Below are 16,940 nucleotides of genomic sequence, written 5' to 3'. Positions count from 1 at the left end.
CTACCGGATAGACCCAACCCCGCTACCGAAAAGAGCTCCATAACATTCTGGGGGCAGGAGCTTTTGCTGTCAGACGCAGGTACTCCCGCTGATCACATCAGAAGGAACCGTCGATGTCGCTGACCACGACGACCTTCTGGTTGATGAATTCCTTGATGCCCAGGTCGATGAGCTCATGGCCGTAGCCGGAGTTCTTCACGCCACCGAAGGGGATATCCGCCTTCACACCGGTGGGCTGGTTGATGTAGACCATGCCGGTGTCGATGCGGCGGGCGACCTTCTTGGCGCGCTTGATGTCCTCGGAGAAGACCGGGCCACCGAGGCCGAAGGGGCTGTCGTTGGCGACGGCCACGGCCTCGTTCTCGTCCTTGACCCGGTAGAGCTGGGTGACGGGGCCGAAGAACTCGGTGTGCGCGGTCTTCGAGCCGGTCGGGATGTCGGTGAGAAGCGTCGGGCGGAAGAAGGCGCCCTGCTCGGGGACCTCCGCACCGATCTCCTCGACGGTGACGCCTTCCCCACGGGCCATCTCCACCTGGGCGGCCAGGTCATCGGCGGCCTGTTGGGAGGACAGGGGTGCCAGGGTGGTCACCGGATCCATGGGGTCACCGGCGACGAGCTTATCGACGTGTCCGCGGTAGTCCTCCATGAACTCATCGGCGACGGAATCCACCACGATCAGACGCTTGGAGGACACGCAGACCTGGCCGGCGTTCCAGTGGCGGCCGAAGGCTGCCCAGCGGGCGGCCTTCTCGATGTCGGCATCCTCGAGCACGATGAAGGCGTCGGCACCGCCGAGCTCCAGGGTGGACTTCTTCAGGTTCTTCGCCGCGGTGGCGGCGACGACGGAGCCGGCTCGCTCCGAACCGGTCAGTGCGACACCCTTGATCCGCGGGTCAGCCAGGATCCGGTCGGTGGCGTCGTGGTTGGCGAAGATGTTGGTCAGCAGGCCCTCCGGCGCACCGGCGTCACGGTAGAGCTTCTCCATGGCCAGGGCGGACTGGGGGACGTTCGCGGCGTGCTTGAGCACGATGGTGTTGCCGGCCATCAGCTGCGGAGCAGAGATGCGGATGACCTGGTAGAAGGGGAAGTTCCACGGCTCGATGGCGTAGAGGACACCCAGTGGCTCATTGACGAGTGCCACATCGGTGTCGCCGAAGCCCTCCGCCGGCAGGTAACGCGGCGTCAGATGGGCAGGGCCGAACTTGGCGTAGTACTCGAGGATCTTCGCGGAGAGTTCGACTTCGGCCTCGGCCTCGCCGATGAGCTTGCCCATCTCCATGGTGAGGATCTCGGCATAAGGGCGGGAGTTGGCGCGGAGCTCGTCCGCGGCGCGCTGCAGGAGTGCGGCGCGCTCCGTCACCGGCTCGTTGCGCCAGTTGAGGAATGCCTCTTGGGCACCGGCGATGGCCGCCTCGATCTGTTCCTCGGTGGCGTCCTCGAAAGTCTTGAGAATTTCTCCGGTGTAGGGGTTGAGGGTCTGATAAGCCATAGTAATTGCCCTTTCCTAATAAAGTCTCCAATTTGAAAGGCAAGTACTATCATAACATATGTTGACGAGTCATCAATGTGGGCCTGTGTTTCCCCGCGCTCCGGTGAAGTGCCCGGATCGACGGGAGACACGAAAAAACCGCTGATGTTCCCATCAGCGGTTCTCGGAGGTTAAAACCTAATTGACCTGCAGTTTATCCCGGAGGAAGTCGACGGTGGTGTCGTGGATCTCGGTCCAGCGGGGGATCGCCCCGGACATGTTGTAGACGCCATGGATCAGACCGGGCAGACGTACCTTCTCCACTGCCACTCCCGCAGCGGACAGCTGGTCGGCGTAGTCCTCCGCCTCATCCCGCAGAACCTCGTACTCGACGCTGAGCACCAGGGCCGGCGGCAGGCCTGCCAGGTTGCCCCGGGAGGGGGTGGCGCGCGGGTCTGCCGCCTCCTCGGGGGAGTTGAGGTACTGACTCCAGAAGTAGTCCATGTCAGCGGTGCTGATCACGTAGCCCTCGGCGAATTCACGTTTGGACTCCGTGTCAGCGGTGGCGTCGATGGCCGGGTAGATCAGCACCTGGGCAGCCAGCTCCGGGCCGCCCTCATCGCGGGCCCGCTGTGCGGCCACCGCGGCCAGGTTGCCACCCGCGCTGTCGCCCATCACGGCGATGCGTGCCGGGTCGCCGCCGTATTCGCTGATGTGTTCAGCGGCCCAGCGCAATGCGGCGAAGGTGTCGTCGGTGGCTGCGGGGAATTTATGCTCGGGGGCCAGCCGGTAGCTGGCGGCGACCACGATCGCGCCCGTGTCGTTGGCCAGGGCCCGGTTGGACTCCTCTGCGACGTCGAGGCTGCCCGCCACAAACCCTCCGCCGTAGTAGTAGACGACCACGGGGAGCGGGGTTGTCCCCTGGTTCTCCGGAATGAAGATCCGCAGGCGCTGCTCACCGCCGGGCCCGTCGATGGTCTCGTCGACCACCCGCGCCACCTCCTGGGCGGGCTTCTGCAGGCCGGTGAATGAGGCCACCACTGCCCGGCCTTCCGCCACGGAGATCTCCCCGAAGGGTTTCTGGCCCTGCTCCGCGAGTCCGTTGATGAGGGTCTGGACGGCACTGTCCACTGTCATTGGTTGTTTCCTTTCAGCTGGTGCCGGCGGGGCCGGCGTTCCGGACGGGGAGAGAGGTCAGGCCTGGGCCAGTTCCAGGGCCGGGGAGAGTTCGAAGCCCCGGTAGCCTGCGGCCACGACCTCGTCGCAGATAGCACGGTAGGTCGGTGCGCCGCCCACGTAGACCAGGCAGCGGCGCGGTTTGCCCGGGATATTCGAGCCCATGAACCAGGAGTTGGCCTCCGGCAGCAGGGATTCCGCGGCCTTCTCATTGGCGTGCTCCACCCAGGCCTTCTCCGCCTCGGCGTCGGCTTCGATGATGGCCAGGTCGTGCTCGTTCAGGTGGGCGATGGCCGCGGTGGCGAAGTCCACGTGGTCCTCGATGGCCAGCGGCATGTTGTAGAGCACCGAGGGGCTCTGCGGGCCGGTGATCAGGAAGAGGTTGGGGAAGCCGTTGACGGTGATGCCCAGGTAGGTTTCCGGTCCATCGGCCCACTTGTCCTGCAGGCGCTCGCCGTTTTTGCCCACGATGCCCATCGCCATCAGGGGACCGGTCATGGCGTCGAAGCCGGTGGCCAGGACCAGGACGTCGAACTCGTACTCGTCGGTGGTGGTGTTCAGTCCGGTGGTGGTGACCCGCTCGATGGGGTTGGACTTGACGTCCACCAGCTCCACGTTGTCCCGGTTGAAGGCTTCGAAGTAACCGTTCTCGAAGGCGGGGCGCTTGGCGGCGTAAGGGTGGTCGGTGGGACTGAGCAGTTCGGCGACTGCCGGATCCTTCACACGCTCCTTGATTCGCCCGCGGATGTAGTCGGCAGCGGTGTCGTTGGATGCCTTGTTGTGGTAGATGTCCGCGAAGGTCGACAGGAACATGCGGAAGCCGCCCTGGGTGTAGCGCTTGTCGTAGACCTCCTTGCGCTTTTCTTCGCTGACCTCGATGGCGGAGGGCAGCGGGGACTCGAGGGGGACACCCTGGACGTGGTTGCGGGCCTCCTTCCGGAGTTCCGCGTAGCGGGCCTTCTGCTCGGCGTAGAGCTCCGGATCGATCGGACCGTTGCCGATCGGGGTGGCGAAGTTCGGGGTGCGCTGGAAGACGGTGAGATGGCCGGCCTGTTTGGCGATCTCGGTGATCGCCTGGATGCCGGAGGAGCCGGTGCCGATGACGCCGACGCGCTTGCCGGTGAAATCGACCGGCTCCTGCGGCCAGTTACCGGTGACATAGACGTCGCCCTGGAAATCCTGCACACCGGGGAAGTCCGGCTTCTTGGGGACGGAGAGGTTGCCGGCGCCGGAGATGACGTAGCGGGCGGTGGTGGTCTTCCCGTCGTCGGTGCCCACGCGCCAGAAGGAGTTCTCCTCGTCCCACACCATGGAGGTCACCCGGGTGTTGAACTGGATGTTGCGGCGCAGGTCGAAGCGGTCGGCGACGTGGTTGAGGTAGTCCAGGATCTCGGGCTGACCGGCGTAGCGCTCGGACCAGTTCCACTCCTGCTGCAGCTCCTCGGAGAAGGAGTAGGAGTAGTGGATGCTCTCGATGTCGCAGCGGGCGCCGGGGTAGCGGTTCCAGAACCAGGTGCCGCCGACGCCGGAGGCCGCCTCGAAGGCCGTGACGTCCAGGCCCATCTGGTCGCGCAGCTTGTGCACGGAGTAGAGGCCGGCGAATCCGGCGCCGATGACGATCACATCGTGGGTCTGAGAGTGGGACATGTTCTGCTCCTGACGGGCTGAAGGGGTGTGTCTGGAGCAATACGATATGGCCCGGTGTGATTGAAGTCATGGGTGGAATCACCCTAAACGCCACCCGATCCCTACCTGGTCCGTATGGCCTGGATGTACGCGGATATACCCGGGTAGCTGCGGATGCGCGGACGGCACCGACGATGAGGGTTCTTCTCCGGGGTACGGGTGGACGCTAACGTTGGGTGGATCTCCGGGGCTGTCCCCGGAGCGCCGCCGACAGGAAGGAAGGCGAACTGTGTCCGGAAATTCTGGTGCCCCCAGCGGGGGTTCCGCCCTCGGGAAGATCTCGACGACGAGTTTCATCGGCAGGCGTCGTGAGCTCGCAGAGATCAGGGCGGTCATGGCGGATTCCCGCCTGGTCACTCTCACGGGGCCTGGGGGAGTGGGGAAGACCCGCCTGGCGTCGGAGATCGCCGAGCGCTCCAGGAGGGGTTTCCGCGATGGGGTCTGGTTGGTCGAGCTCGACAGCCTGCGTACCGGTGACCGCGTGGCCCCGGCGGTGGCGACGGCCCTGCGGGTGCCCGACCAGTCAAACCGGGTGGCCCTGGAACGCGTGGTGGATTATCTCCGGGACCGGGAGATCCTGCTGGTCCTGGACAATTGTGAGCATGTGCTCCAGGAGACCGCTGAACTGGTGGGCCGCCTGCTGGCGGCGGCGCCGGGGGTGCGGATTCTGGCCACGAGCCGGGAGCCGCTGCACATCGTCGCCGAGTCGGTCCGCGTCGTGGCCCCTCTGTCGACGCCGTCTTCGGACAGTGGGGGCGTTGGCATCGAGGGTTCGGAAGCGGTGACGCTGCTGGTGGACCGGGCACGCCAGCTTGTACCGGATTTTTCGGTGACCCCGGAGAACAGGGAGGCCGTGGCGCAGCTGTGCATCCGCCTGGATGGAATTCCGCTGGCCATCGAGTTGGCCGCCACGCGACTGCGGTCGCTGACCCCGGGCCAGTTGCTGGACCGGCTGGACCAGCGTTTTCAGTTGCTCAGCCGCGGCGACCGGACCACCCTGCCACGTCAGCAGACCCTGCAGGCCCTGATCGACTGGAGTTATGAGCTGTGCTCCGGGGCGGAGCAGCTACTGTGGCGCCGGCTGTCGGTATTCCCGGATGCCCTGGATCTTGACGCTGCGGAATCGGTCTGCGGTTTCGGGGAACTGGATACGTCCGAGGTCTTCGATCTGATGGATCAGCTGGTGTCCAAGTCCCTCCTGCAGACGGAGCGGACGGGGGAGGGGATCCGCTACCGCCAGCTGATGACGGTCCGCGAGTACGGGAACCAGTTGCTCACCGATGCCGCGGAGCGGGATGAACTGCACCGCCGGCACCGGGACCATTATCTGGCGCGTGTCGAGGCGAGGCTTGCGGCCTGGAATGGTCCGGACCAGGCGGAGTCCCTCGCGGCCACACGCGCGGAGAGGCCGAACCTGCTGGCCGGACTCAGGTGGTCACTGGACACCCCGGGTGAGCAGGATGTGGCTGCCCGGATCGCCGTCGGCCTGCGTTACCACTGGATAGCGGGTGGGTTCCTCAGCGACGGCCGGGGCTGGCTGGAGCGGATTCTCCGCCACCCGGAGCTTTCTGCGCATGCGCGGGGATCCGCCTCCTGGGTGGCCGGGTGGGTGGCCCTGATCCAGGGCGACCACCAGGATGCGGCCGATCATCTGGAGGTGTCGCTGTCCATCGCGCGTTCGTTGCCGGATCAGGAGATGGAGATCTACGCCCGGCACTGGCAGGCCCAGCACGCCGTGTTCACCGGGGATCTGGTGGCCGCCACGGAGCAGTTCCGGAAGGTCATCGCTGAGCATGAGGGCCATGGCCGGACCGTCCCGCAGCTCACGGCGATGTTTCAGCTGGTGATGGCGCAGATCTTCGGGGGCGAGCCTGAGGAGGGACTGCGGATCAGCAGCGCGGCGATGGCGATCGCGGAGCAACACGGGGAGCAGTGGAATCAGTCGTACCTGTGGTGGGTTTCCGGGATCTGCCACTGGCAGCTGGGGGATTATCCTGCCGCGATGGCCGCCGCTACCCACGCCCTGGAGATCCAGGAGGATTTCCAGGACGGCATCTGTACCGCCATGAGCGTCGAGCTGCTGTCCTGGATCGCGGTCTCGGCCGGTGACTTCGAGCGGGGAAGGGAGCTTGCCGACGCCGCCGACGCCGTCTGGCGGGAATTGGGCACCAGCATCCAGGCTTTCGGGCCCCACATCACTGAAATGTCGGAGGCCTCCGCAGCCGAGATCCGGGCAGCTCTCGGGGAACGTTCACCGGAGGGGGTGGAACAGGGGGCGCGCGACAGCAAGACCGAGGCGATCGCGGTGGCCCTGGGCAGGAGGGCACCGCAGGCCGAGCCTGCGGGCACGGTGGGGGACAACCCGCTGAGCAGCCGCGAGAGGGAGGTGGCGGAACTGGTTTCCCAGGGGCTGACCAACCGTCAGATAGCCGGCAGGCTGGTGCTCTCCCCGCGCACCATCGAGGGGCATGTCGAACGGATCCTCAACAAGCTCGGATTCAACTCCCGCACCCAGGTTGCCACCTGGGTGGAGAGCCTGCGCCAGGCGGGATGAGCGCTCAGGTGAGGTCGATCTCGCGCAGCGGCCGCCCCGCGACCTCCGCTGCCTCCCCGGCCGGGACCCCGACCATCCGCAGCATCGCGCGGGCGAAGATCTGGTCGCGGTCCTCGCGGGGCTCCGAATCCATCGCCAGCTGAATCGAGGCGATGAGGGAGCCGAAGGTACAGGTGGTGGCCAGATCCAGGTCGTCGATGGTGAACCGGCCGGATTCCAGTCCCCGCAGCAGATCCCGTCGTGCGCGGGGGCCGAGGATGCGTACCAGGGCGGGGTGGGCCGCACCCATCTGGACCAGGAATCCACCCCACACCCGGTTGCTGAGCGCATGGCGGACCAGGTGGCGCAGTGATCCGGCGAAGGCCTCGGCCGGGTCCTCCAGGCTGGAGACCTCGCGGTCCAGGACGTCGCCGACCTTCTCCATGGAATCCTCTGCGACGGCGGCCTGCAGCTGCTCGCGGGAGGGGAAGTAGTTGTAGAAGGTGCCCGTGCCCAGGTCGGCGGCCTCGGTGATCTCGGCGATGCCGACCTCGTTGAACCCGCGTTCGGCCATCAACGTGCGTGCGGCGTCGATAAGCCGCGCCCGGGTCTGTTCGCGGCGCCTGCTTCGCCGGTCGTCGGTTTTCGTCATCCGTTCACCGTAAATGATCGCCCAGGTCACACCCATGTCCGGGGGTGGTCGGGGGTAGCTATGAGGGTGAATCCTTGTCCATAAATGAATGATGATTCACAATGTGTGCCAGACAACATGTTCCAGATCACATCAAAAGAGGGAGACGCGCTCATGTCACTCAACGGCAACACCGCAGACAACCAGAACTTTGACACTGACGTCGTGATCGTCGGCGGCGGCCCGGTCGGCACCCTGCTCGCCGTCCTGCTCGGCAAGAAGGGCCACCGCGCCATCATCGTGGAGAAGTGGCCGACCTTCTACGAGCGTCCCCGCGCCGTGACCTTCGACCACGAGATCGCCCGCATCCTCGGTTACATCGACATCGACTCCGAGAACGACGCCGCCATCGAGCACCACACGGACCTCTACTCCTGGCGCAACGCCGAGGGTGAGTCCCTCATGGAGGTCGACTGGACCTCCATCACCGACTCCGGCTGGCGCACGCGGTACTGGTTCTACCAGCCGGACCTGGAGAAGCGCCTGCGCGGGATCGCCGAGACAATGGACAACGTCGAGATCCGCTGCGGCTGGAAGGTCACCGACCTCCAGCAGGACGATGAGTCCGTCACCCTGTACGGCGAGATCACCGACAACCCCGAGGTGGAGAACCCGGACGCCGAACAGGTGCAGATCCGCGCGAAGTACGCCGTCGGCTCTGACGGCGCGAACAGCCTCATCCGCGACACCCTCGGCATGGAGATGAACGACCTCGGCTTCTTCTTCGACTGGCTGATCCTGGACCTCAAGCCGACCCAGGAACTGGAGTACGGTCCGGACCACTGGCAGCTGTGCGACCCCAAGCGCCCGACCACCATCGTCCCCGGCGGCCCGGGCCGCCGCCGCTGGGAGTTCATGGCCCTGCCGGGCGAGGACCTCAAGGAACTGGCCAGCGAGGAAAGCGCCTGGAAGCTGCTGGAGCCCTGGGGGGTCACTCCCGACAAGGCGATCCTGGAGCGCTCCGCGATCTATCGCTTCGAATCCCGCTGGGCCGAGCAATGGCGCTCGGGCCGGGCGTTCATCGCCGGCGACGCCGCCCACCTCATGCCGCCTTTCGCAGGTGAGGGCATGTGCGCCGGAATCCGCGACTCCCTGGCCCTGGCCTGGCGCCTCGACCTCGTGCTCGACGGCAAGGCCGGTGATGATCTGCTGGACTCCTACGGCGAGGAGCGCCGCGAGCATGTCCGCCACTACATCGACTTCTCCATGAGCCTCGGCGACGTCATCTGCATCACCGATGAGGAGGAGGCCGCGAAGCGCGATGAGCGCATGATCGCCGAACTCGCCAACTCCGACGGCACCCCCGTCAACACCGACGTCGCCCACCTGGGTCCCGGAATCTGGATCCAGGACACCACCCACGGCGGCGAGCTGGCCAAGCAGGGCCTCGTTGAATACCAGGGACGCAAGGGCCGGTTCGACGATGTCGTCGGCCGCGGCTGGACCGTCATCGGCCTCAACACCGACCCGGCAGCCGTGCTTGACGCCGGACAGCTGGCCACCCTCGAGACGATCGGGGCCACCACCGTCAGCGTCGGCAACCACGCGGACCAGGTCGATGTCGTGGACACTGAGGGTGTCTACAGCCGTTGGCTGGAGGGCGCCGGTGCCGCTTACGTGATCACCCGCCCGGACTTCTACGTCTACGCCACCGCCGCCGATGCCTCCGAGCTGCAGAGCCAGCTGGGCAAGCTCGGCCAGCTGCTGCACCTGAGCGCGCAGCCGACACTCGCCCAGTAAGAACCCCACCAGAGCCCATGAGCCACAGAAAGGCCAGAGAACATGTCATTGAGTTTTGAGCACGCCACCCTCGCACAGCGGGTGCTGTTCGGACACGGCCAGGCGGCCGACCACCTCCACACCGAGGTCGACCGCCTCGGTGCCGGAAACGTGATGGTCATCGCCGGGGAGCGTGAACTGGAGATCGCGGAGCAGGTCGCGGCGCGTATCGATGTCGCACTCTGGCACACGGACGTGGTCATGCACGTCCCCGTCGAGGTCGCTGAGACCGCCCGCCGCAAGGCCACTGACAACGGCATCGAGCTGCTTGTCTGCGTCGGCGGCGGCTCCACCACCGGCCTGGCCAAGGCCATCGCCCTGGAAACCGGCATCCCGATCATCGCGGTACCGACCACCTACGCCGGCTCCGAGGCCACCAACGTATGGGGTATCACCGAGGCCGCACGTAAGACCACCGGTGTCGACGACAAGGTCCTGCCCGTCACCGTGATCTACGACTCGGCACTGACCCTGTCCCTGCCGGTGGACATGTCCGTGGCCTCCGGCCTCAACGGCATGGCCCACTGCATCGACTCGCTGTGGGGGCCGAAGGCTGATCCCATCAACGCCGCCCTGGCCGCCGAAGGCATCCGGGCGCTGGCGGCCGGGCTGCCCAAGATCGTCGCTGATCCGCAGTCGATCGCCGGGCGGGATGAGGCCCTCTACGGTGCGTACCTGTCTGCGGTGTCGTTTTCCTCCGCGGGATCCGGCCTGCACCACAAGATCTGCCATGTGCTGGGCGGGACCTTCAACCTGCCGCATGCCCAGACCCACGCCACGGTCCTGCCCTATGTGCTGGCCTTCAACGCCCCTCATGCACCGCAGGCCGAGGCGCGTGCCGCCGCGGCCTTCGGCACCGACACCGCACTCGAGGGACTGCAGAAACTGCGTGGACAGGTCGACGCACCGCAGCGGCTGTCCGACTACGGCTTCACCGCCGACGGGATCCCGGAGGCCGTGGAGATCGTCCTGGAGAAGCTCCCGGCCAACAATCCGCGGGATATCACGAAAGACAATCTCACCGCACTGCTCACGGCTGCACTCAACGGCGATGACCCGGCCGTGCTCACCGATGATCTGCAGTACGCACAGTAAGACGCCAGGATAAGGAAGCTGAAGAACACATGACGCAGGCAACCACCCAGACCGGTATCAGCCAGGCACAGCAGCAGGTGGAGGAGGAACTCGTCGAGCGCGTGCTCGCCTCCTTCGACAACGCCCCCGACCCGCGCCTGAAGCAGATCATGCAGTCCCTGACGGTGCATCTGCATGACTTCATCCGCGATGTCCGCCTGACGGAAGAAGAGTGGAATAAGGCCATCGACTTCCTCACCGCCGTCGGGCACATCACCGATGACAAACGACAGGAATTCGTCCTGCTGTCGGACACCCTGGGCGCCTCGATGCAGACCATCGCCGTGAACAACCAGGCCTATGCCGATGCCACCGAGGCCACCGTATTCGGCCCCTTCTTCCTCGACGACGCCCCCCTGGTCAACAACGGTGACGACATCGCCTTCGGCGCGGAAGGCCAACCCGCCTGGGTGGAGGGCACGGTCACCGACACCGACGGCAACCCCGTCCCGGGTGCACGGATCGAGGTGTGGGAGTGCGACGAGGACGGCCTCTACGACGTGCAGTACACCGACGGGCGGATGTCGGCCCGTGCCCACCTGTTCACCGATGAACAGGGCAACTACCGGTTCTGGGGCCTGACACCTGTGCCCTACCCCATCCCCCATGACGGTCCGGTGGGCCAGATGCTCGAGGCGGTGGGTCGGTCCCCGGTGCGTGCCGCGCACCTGCACTTCATGGTCACCGCACCCGGGCAGCGCACCCTGGTCACCCACATCTTCGTCGACGGCGACCCGCAGCTGGCCATCGGGGATTCGGTGTTCGGGGTCAAGGACTCGCTGATCAAGCGTTTCGAGCAGCAGCCGGCGGGTACCCCGACCCCGGACGGGCGGGATGTGGGTGAGCAGGACTGGGCGAAGACCCGCTTCGACATCGTCCTCGCACCTGCCCAGGCCTGACTCCACGGTTCCTGCCCCAGCCCGCCGTCCCACGCGATCGTCTTCGCGTGGGGCGGTGGTGGCATATCAGCCTGCTGGTCTCCGGTGCGAACCCGGTCACTCCAGGTAGGCAATCCACCGTGGACGACGTACACTTTCCACCCATGACTGCACCCCTTTTCGTTGCCGCTGTCCCCGGTGAAGCCGCCCACCTGCCCGAGGGCTCCGATGTCCTCATCACCGGAGTGGGCACCCTGCCCGCCGCGATCAACCTGACGCTCGAGCTGTCCGCACGTCGCGCTGCCGGCAACCTGCCCTCCCGCATCATCAACATCGGCACTGCCGGCGCGCTGCGGGATGACCACGAGAACGGCGTCTACGAGATCGACCGTGTGCACAAGCACGACTTCATGTCCGCGGAGGTCCCCGGTGTCACCGGCGTGGCCCTGCCGATCGCCTTCGAGCCGGAGATCTCCGGGCGGTTCCCCACGGCCCAGCTGGCCACCGGTGACACCTTCGTCGAGGATTCCGTCACCCGCGACCGTCTGGCGCAGGACGCCGGTCTGGTGGACATGGAGGGCTACGCCGTGTGCGCCGTGGCGCACAGCTTCAACGTCCCGGTGACGCTGCTCAAGCAGATCTCGGACCGCGCGGATGAGGAAACCGCCCCGGGTTGGGCTGACGCCGTGGACACCGGCGCGGTCCAGCTGGCCAAGGCGGTCCGTCTCCTCGAGGAAGCTGTCGTCACTCCGGTTTAGTGGAGTCTCCAGCTTCCGCCCCGGCCTCGGCCGGGGTTTTTTCTTCGGTGGGGTCCCCGGCGTCCCCGGCATCCCCGGTGTCCTCGTTCGAGGACTTCCGTCGGCCCATGGAGATCAGCTTCCCCCGCACGGCGGTGAACGCCTCCCAGGAGGTGAGGGTGCTGCCCCGGGCGGTGGCGATCTCGATGTCGTCGATGGTGATCTCCCCGGCACGCAGGGCCACCAGCTCGGAGTGGTAGCGGAAGAAGACCGCCACCGTCGCAGCGACCGGCACGGCGAGGAAGGCTCCGACGATCCCGAAGAGAGTGGAGCCGATCGTGACGGAGAGCAGGACCACGGCGGCATGCAGGTTCATGGCCTTGGACTGCAGGAACGGGCTGAGGATGTTGCCCTCGAGCTGCTGGACCGCGATGATCAGCAGCAGCACGAACAGGGCGTTGGTCACGCCGTTGGTCACCAATGCGACGATCACGGCCAGGGCGCCGGCGGTGAAGGCACCGACGATCGGGATGAAGCCGGCGAAGAATGTGATCACAGCCAGGACGAAGGCCAACGGCACACCCAGGACGAGCAGGCCGATGCCGATGAGAACGGCGTCGACGAAGGACACGATCGCCTGGGCCCGGATGAAGCCGGCCAGCGTGTTCCAGGTGCGGGTGAGCACCTCGGTGAGGTGCCAGCCGGCGTTGGCTCCGGTGTACTTGCGCAGCCAGGGCAGGAAACGGTCGCCGTCCTTGAGGAAGAAGAACGTCAGCACCAGCATCACCACGAGGGTGACCGCGACGGAGGTTGCCGCACTCAGTCCCGTGAATACGCCGGAGGCGATCTGTGAGGACCTTTCCTGCAGGAAGCCGGTGATGTCCTCGAGCACGTCATTGAACTGGCCGAGATCAAGGTTGAGGGGCGGGCCCTGGACCCAGTCCGCCAGCTGATTGATGCCCTCGGTGGCCTGCGTGATCAGATCCCGGCCCTGGTTGCGGATGGTCGGGGCCATCGCGGCGAAGATGCCGCCGATGATGGCGAAGAAGCCGACCAGGACCACGACCGTGGCCAGTGCAGCGGGGAAGCGCAGCTTGTCCCGCAGGAGTTTCACCGGTGGCCACAGCACAGTGGCGACCAGCAGCGCCAGGAGGACCGGCAGGAGGCCGGCCCACACGAAGCCGAGGATCTGGCCCAGGATGTAGGCCGCGGCGACGAAGATGATGAAACGGAGGGCCCAGCCGGCGGCCCAGCGGCCGTCCCGGCCGATGAACACCGCGCGGTCGGTGACGTCATCACTGTCCTGGGGGCCGGTGACGTCCTGCGGGTTGTCGGACAGCTCGGCGAAGTCGGAGACGGCCTCGGCGAGGTCGTGGGTGTCGGTCCCCGTCTCGCCGGGGTTGTGGGGGCTTTTCGGTGTGCTCATCAGGTTTTCAATTCTGCCAGAGAAATCGATTGTCAGCCGCGCACGGAGCCGACCGGCCGCAGCACACCGAAACGGTGCAGGGTCACGGTGACGGCCTGCTCCAGCAGGAAGGGGAGCAGCTCCCGGCGACCGTCGGCGAGCACAGGCTGGTCGAGGATGACGGAGCCGTTCTCCGCGGCGGCTGCGTAGAGCGCCGGATCAACCTCCCCGAGGGCCCGCACCCGGCTGCCCGGGCTGAGATTGGTGCCCTCGATGACCTCGATGCCGGTGCCTGTCCGCAGACCCGCCATCCGCAACCGCCACAGGTCGCGCCCGGTGGCACCGGGGCCGACCCACACCTGCAGCGGTTCCGGCAGCCGGCGGTAGCGGAAGATGTTTGCCTCGCTGCGCAGCCCCGTCAGGTCGTGTTCGCGGCTGAACTCCTCCCGCCAGGCCAGCTCATCAAGTTCGGCGGCCGCGCGCAGCCACGCGAGGTCGGCCGGGGAGAGCTCGGCGGCGGCGTCGGCAAGCAGATCGTTGACGGCGGGGGAGAGTTCCACCTGCGCGTGGTCGGGTTCCCCGTCGGACCAGGTACCCAGCTGGGCAACGTAGTTCGGGCCGCCGGCCTTGGCTCCGGGGCCGATGACGGATTTCTTCCAGCCACCGAAGGACTGCCGCTGCACGATCGCGCCGGTGATGCCGCGGTTGACGTAGGCGTTGCCCACCTCAACGTTGTCCAGCCAGTGGTCGATCTCTGCGTCGTTGAGGGAATGGATGCCCCCGGTCAGCCCGTAACCGGTGGAGTTCTGCCAGGAGATCGCCTCATCCAGCGTCGCGGCGTACATGATGCCCAGGACCGGGCCGAAGCACTCGTTGGTGTGGAACCAGGAGCCAGGGCGGACGTTGTCGCGCACACCGGGCGACCAGAAGCGGCCCTCCTCGTCGAGGCGGCGGGGCTCCAGCAACCAGTCCTGGCCGGAGTCGAGCTGGGTCAGACCGCGGTGCAGCTTCTCCCCGGGGGGTTCGATCAGTCCGTTCATGGTGGTGGAGATATCGGTTCCGGAGCCGACGCGGAGGGTGCCGACGGCGTCGAGAAGCTGCGTCCGCAGCCGCTTCGACCGTCCCGCCGAACCGACGAAGATGACCAGCGAGGCCGCCGAGCATTTCTGGCCCGCGTGCCCGAAGGCGGAGCGGAGGATATCGGCGACCGCCAGGTCCGGATCCGCGGCCGGGGTCACGATGATCGCGTTCTTGCCGGAGGTCTCCGCGCTCAGGTTCATCTCCGGGCGCCAGGACCGGAACAGGGCGGCGGTTTCTGTCGCGCCGGTGAGGATGACCTGGTCGACGTCCCCATGGGAGATCAGGCGCTGCCCGGCCTCCGCTTCATCGGTGGGCAGGAACTGGACCAGGTCCTTATCGACGCCGTGCTTCTCCAACCCGCGGTGCACCGCGTCGACCAGCACCTCCGCGCACGCCACGGTCTGCGGTGCCGGCTTGATGATCACGGCAGACCCTGCCGCCAGCGCGGCCAGCACCCCGCCCGTGGGGATGGCGACCGGGAAGTTCCACGGTGGCACCACCACCGTCAGCGCGTGCGGGGTGAAGCGGGAACGGGAGCGGTCGAGGTTGCGGGCGGATTCGGCGTAGTAGGTGGCGAAGTCGATGGCCTCGGAGATCTCCGGGTCCGACTGGTCGATGGTCTTGCCGGCCTCCTGGGCCATCACGGTGACCAGCGCACCGCGGGCATCCGCCAGCTCATCGGCGATGGTGTCCAGCACCTCGGCGCGTTGCGCGCCACTGCGCTGTGCCCAGGCGGTGGCCAGCTCACGTCCCTGCTGCACTGCCTTGTCGACGACCGCCGGGTCGGTGATCTCCTCCGCCCGCAGGCGGTAGGGCTCGGCCGCCAGAGCATCCAGCGCCCAGGCCCGGTTGACGCGCAGGGCCGGATCCGTGTCCGGTTCATTGCAGAACCGTCCCGTCTGCGGCGCCCGGCGGCCCTGCTCCGTCTGCCGGTCCTGCTTCCGGCGCGGCTCCACAGAGGTGCTCTCCCGCTCGGCCACGGCCCGGCGCAGGGCCTGCTCCTGCAGGTCCATCGGGCTCGGCGGCTCGATGTCGGGGGCGAAGAGGGCATGGAGGAAATTCTCCTCCGTGGCGTTCTCCTCCAGACGGCGCACCAGGTAGGACACGGCGACGTCGAAGTCCTCGGCGTGGACGACCGGAGTGTAGAGGATCATCCGGCCGACCTCCGCCTGCACCGCCTTCTGCTGCTTCGGGGCCATGCCCTGCAGCATCTCCGCATCGATCTGCTCCGTGACTCCGCGGGCCAGTCCGAGCTCCCAGGCCAGCGCCACAGTGAACAGGTTGTGGCTGGCCACCCCGATGCGCACGTTGGCAACGTGCTCCGGCCGGAGGATGAAGTCGATGAGTCGGACGTAGTTGGCGTCGACCTCCGCTTTAGTGGCGTAGGGGGCCTGCTCCCAGCCGTGGACCTCCGCCTCGACCTTCTCCATGGAGAGGTTCGCGCCCTTGACCAGGCGGATCTTGATGGGGGCGCCGCCGGCGGCGACCCGCTGTTCCGCGAACTCGGCCAGCTCCTGCAGGGCGGCGAAGGAATCGGGCAGGTAGGCCTGCAGGACGATGCCGGCCTGCAGGTCGGTGAACTCCGGCTCGCTGAGCAGTTCCGTGAACAGGCGGATGGTCATCCGCAGGTCCTTGTACTCCTCCATGTCCAGGTTGATGAAGGTGCCGTTGGCGTGCGCCGCGCGGTACATCGGCCGCAGCTGGTCCTTCAGGCGGAGCAGGTTGCCCTCCAGGTCCCAGGGGTTGAGCTGGGCGCAGAGGCTGGAGGCCTTGACGGATATGTAGGTCACCCGCGGGTTGTCGATCAGCTGCATCGTGCGTTCGGCCCGCCGGTCGGCCTCCCCATCGCCCAGCACCGCCTCACCGAGCAGGTTGAGGTTGAGCTGGTTGCCTTCTGCAGCGGCCTTGTCCAGCAGTTTATTCAGCGCCTTGCCGTCCGCGTCGAGCACCAGGTGCCCCACCATCTGCCGCATCCTCGTGCGGGCGGCAGGTAGGACGATGCCCGGCAGTTTCGGCCCCAGCAGGCCACCCAGCCGCAGCGCGGCCTGGTTGAGCCGGCCGAGGAACTCCGGAGGTGAATCCAGGCTGCGCAGGGCCTGCGCAGCGGTGCGGTTGTCGTCTGGGCGCATGACCCGGTCCACGAAGTCCATGGTGAAGGACACACCGGCCGGGTCACGGACCAGGTCCGCGAGGCGTTCGGTGGCGGAGGTGCCGGCGCCGCCGGCACTGGCCTGCAACCAGGTCCGGGCCCGGATGACGGCGGACTCGAGGATTGTTTCGACGGTGGTGAGCTCAGACATGGGGGACGTCCTTGGGATCAGTGGGGTGGACTCAGTCGGTTCGGCTGGGCCAGACGGCCACCGGGGGACGGTC

General features: G+C 66.9%; 11 protein-coding genes. 5 read left to right on the top strand and 6 right to left on the bottom strand.

Annotated features, from left to right (window positions below; genetic code table 11):
• Positions 1-97 precede the first annotated feature (97 nt).
• The 3 genes from NYP18_RS08845 to NYP18_RS08835 all read right to left on the bottom strand — a co-directional run bounded on the left by NYP18_RS08845 (position 98) and on the right by NYP18_RS08835 (position 4,291).
• Complete coding sequence (locus NYP18_RS08845; RefSeq protein WP_259427828.1) at positions 98-1,489, bottom strand: NAD-dependent succinate-semialdehyde dehydrogenase; 1,392 nt, start codon at positions 1,487-1,489, stop codon at positions 98-100.
• A 177-nt stretch (positions 1,490-1,666) separates the two neighbouring features.
• Complete coding sequence (locus NYP18_RS08840) at positions 1,667-2,605, bottom strand: alpha/beta hydrolase (RefSeq protein WP_259427827.1); 939 nt, start codon at positions 2,603-2,605, stop codon at positions 1,667-1,669.
• A 57-nt stretch (positions 2,606-2,662) separates the two neighbouring features.
• A complete protein-coding gene (locus tag NYP18_RS08835; RefSeq protein WP_259427826.1) occupies positions 2,663-4,291 on the bottom strand; it encodes a flavin-containing monooxygenase in 1,629 nt (542 codons plus the stop codon).
• A 268-nt stretch (positions 4,292-4,559) separates the two neighbouring features.
• On the opposite strand from NYP18_RS08835, the gene NYP18_RS08830 reads away from it, so the two are divergent.
• Positions 4,560-6,884: an ATP-binding protein gene (locus NYP18_RS08830; protein WP_259427825.1), complete on the top strand. Its 2,325-nt coding sequence runs from the start codon at positions 4,560-4,562 to the stop codon at positions 6,882-6,884.
• A gap of 4 nt (positions 6,885-6,888) precedes the next feature.
• On the opposite strand, the gene NYP18_RS08825 is transcribed toward NYP18_RS08830, so the two are convergent.
• Positions 6,889-7,515 (bottom strand): TetR/AcrR family transcriptional regulator, encoded by a 627-nt coding sequence (locus NYP18_RS08825; protein WP_259427824.1) that lies wholly within the window; start codon positions 7,513-7,515, stop codon positions 6,889-6,891.
• A gap of 153 nt (positions 7,516-7,668) precedes the next feature.
• Here NYP18_RS08825 and mhpA point away from each other — a divergent pair, with 153 nt between their 5' ends.
• The 4 genes from mhpA to NYP18_RS08805 all read left to right on the top strand — a co-directional run bounded on the left by mhpA (position 7,669) and on the right by NYP18_RS08805 (position 12,103).
• Positions 7,669-9,294, top strand: coding sequence for a bifunctional 3-(3-hydroxy-phenyl)propionate/3-hydroxycinnamic acid hydroxylase MhpA (mhpA, locus tag NYP18_RS08820; protein WP_259427823.1), 1,626 nt, complete (start codon positions 7,669-7,671; stop codon positions 9,292-9,294).
• Positions 9,295-9,336: 42 nt separating this feature from the next.
• The gene (locus NYP18_RS08815) at positions 9,337-10,428 is read left to right on the top strand and encodes a maleylacetate reductase (protein WP_259427822.1); all 1,092 of its coding nucleotides are present in this window, start codon (positions 9,337-9,339) and stop codon (positions 10,426-10,428) included.
• 29 nt (positions 10,429-10,457) lie between these two features.
• A complete protein-coding gene (locus tag NYP18_RS08810; protein WP_259427821.1) occupies positions 10,458-11,366 on the top strand; it encodes a dioxygenase family protein in 909 nt (302 codons plus the stop codon).
• Between the two features lie 143 nt (positions 11,367-11,509).
• Positions 11,510-12,103: a nucleosidase gene (locus tag NYP18_RS08805; protein WP_259427820.1), complete on the top strand. Its 594-nt coding sequence runs from the start codon at positions 11,510-11,512 to the stop codon at positions 12,101-12,103.
• Here the strand turns inward: NYP18_RS08805 and NYP18_RS08800 are convergent.
• Both NYP18_RS08800 and NYP18_RS08795 read right to left on the bottom strand, forming a co-directional pair.
• Positions 12,090-13,508 (bottom strand): AI-2E family transporter, encoded by a 1,419-nt coding sequence (locus tag NYP18_RS08800; RefSeq protein WP_259427819.1) that lies wholly within the window; start codon positions 13,506-13,508, stop codon positions 12,090-12,092. The two genes, NYP18_RS08805 and NYP18_RS08800, sit on opposite strands and share 14 nt — an antisense overlap.
• A gap of 32 nt (positions 13,509-13,540) precedes the next feature.
• Complete coding sequence (locus tag NYP18_RS08795; RefSeq protein WP_259427818.1) at positions 13,541-16,867, bottom strand: proline dehydrogenase family protein; 3,327 nt, start codon at positions 16,865-16,867, stop codon at positions 13,541-13,543.
• Between the last annotated feature and the right edge of the window lie 73 nt (positions 16,868-16,940).

The organism is Corynebacterium lemuris (assembly GCF_024919295.1).
In the GTDB taxonomy this organism is placed as follows: domain Bacteria; phylum Actinomycetota; class Actinomycetes; order Mycobacteriales; family Mycobacteriaceae; genus Corynebacterium; species Corynebacterium lemuris.
The sequence above is the reverse complement of the archived record's forward strand: the minus strand, read 5'-3'. Positions and strand labels throughout refer to the sequence as shown.

Excerpts from the sequence above, each read along its gene's own strand:
- NYP18_RS08845 (WP_259427828.1), bottom strand. The coding sequence starts at position 1,489 with ATGGCTTATCAGACCCTCAACCCCTACACCGGAGAAATTCTCAAGACT.
- NYP18_RS08840 (WP_259427827.1), bottom strand. The coding sequence starts at position 2,605 with ATGACAGTGGACAGTGCCGTCCAGACCCTCATCAACGGACTCGCGGAG.
- NYP18_RS08835 (WP_259427826.1), bottom strand. The coding sequence starts at position 4,291 with ATGTCCCACTCTCAGACCCACGATGTGATCGTCATCGGCGCCGGATTC.
- NYP18_RS08825 (WP_259427824.1), bottom strand. The coding sequence starts at position 7,515 with ATGACGAAAACCGACGACCGGCGAAGCAGGCGCCGCGAACAGACCCGG.
- mhpA (WP_259427823.1), top strand. The coding sequence starts at position 7,669 with ATGTCACTCAACGGCAACACCGCAGACAACCAGAACTTTGACACTGAC.
- NYP18_RS08815 (WP_259427822.1), top strand. The coding sequence starts at position 9,337 with ATGTCATTGAGTTTTGAGCACGCCACCCTCGCACAGCGGGTGCTGTTC.
- NYP18_RS08810 (WP_259427821.1), top strand. The coding sequence starts at position 10,458 with ATGACGCAGGCAACCACCCAGACCGGTATCAGCCAGGCACAGCAGCAG.
- NYP18_RS08805 (WP_259427820.1), top strand. The coding sequence starts at position 11,510 with ATGACTGCACCCCTTTTCGTTGCCGCTGTCCCCGGTGAAGCCGCCCAC.
- NYP18_RS08800 (WP_259427819.1), bottom strand. The coding sequence starts at position 13,508 with ATGAGCACACCGAAAAGCCCCCACAACCCCGGCGAGACGGGGACCGAC.
- NYP18_RS08795 (WP_259427818.1), bottom strand. The coding sequence starts at position 16,867 with ATGTCTGAGCTCACCACCGTCGAAACAATCCTCGAGTCCGCCGTCATC.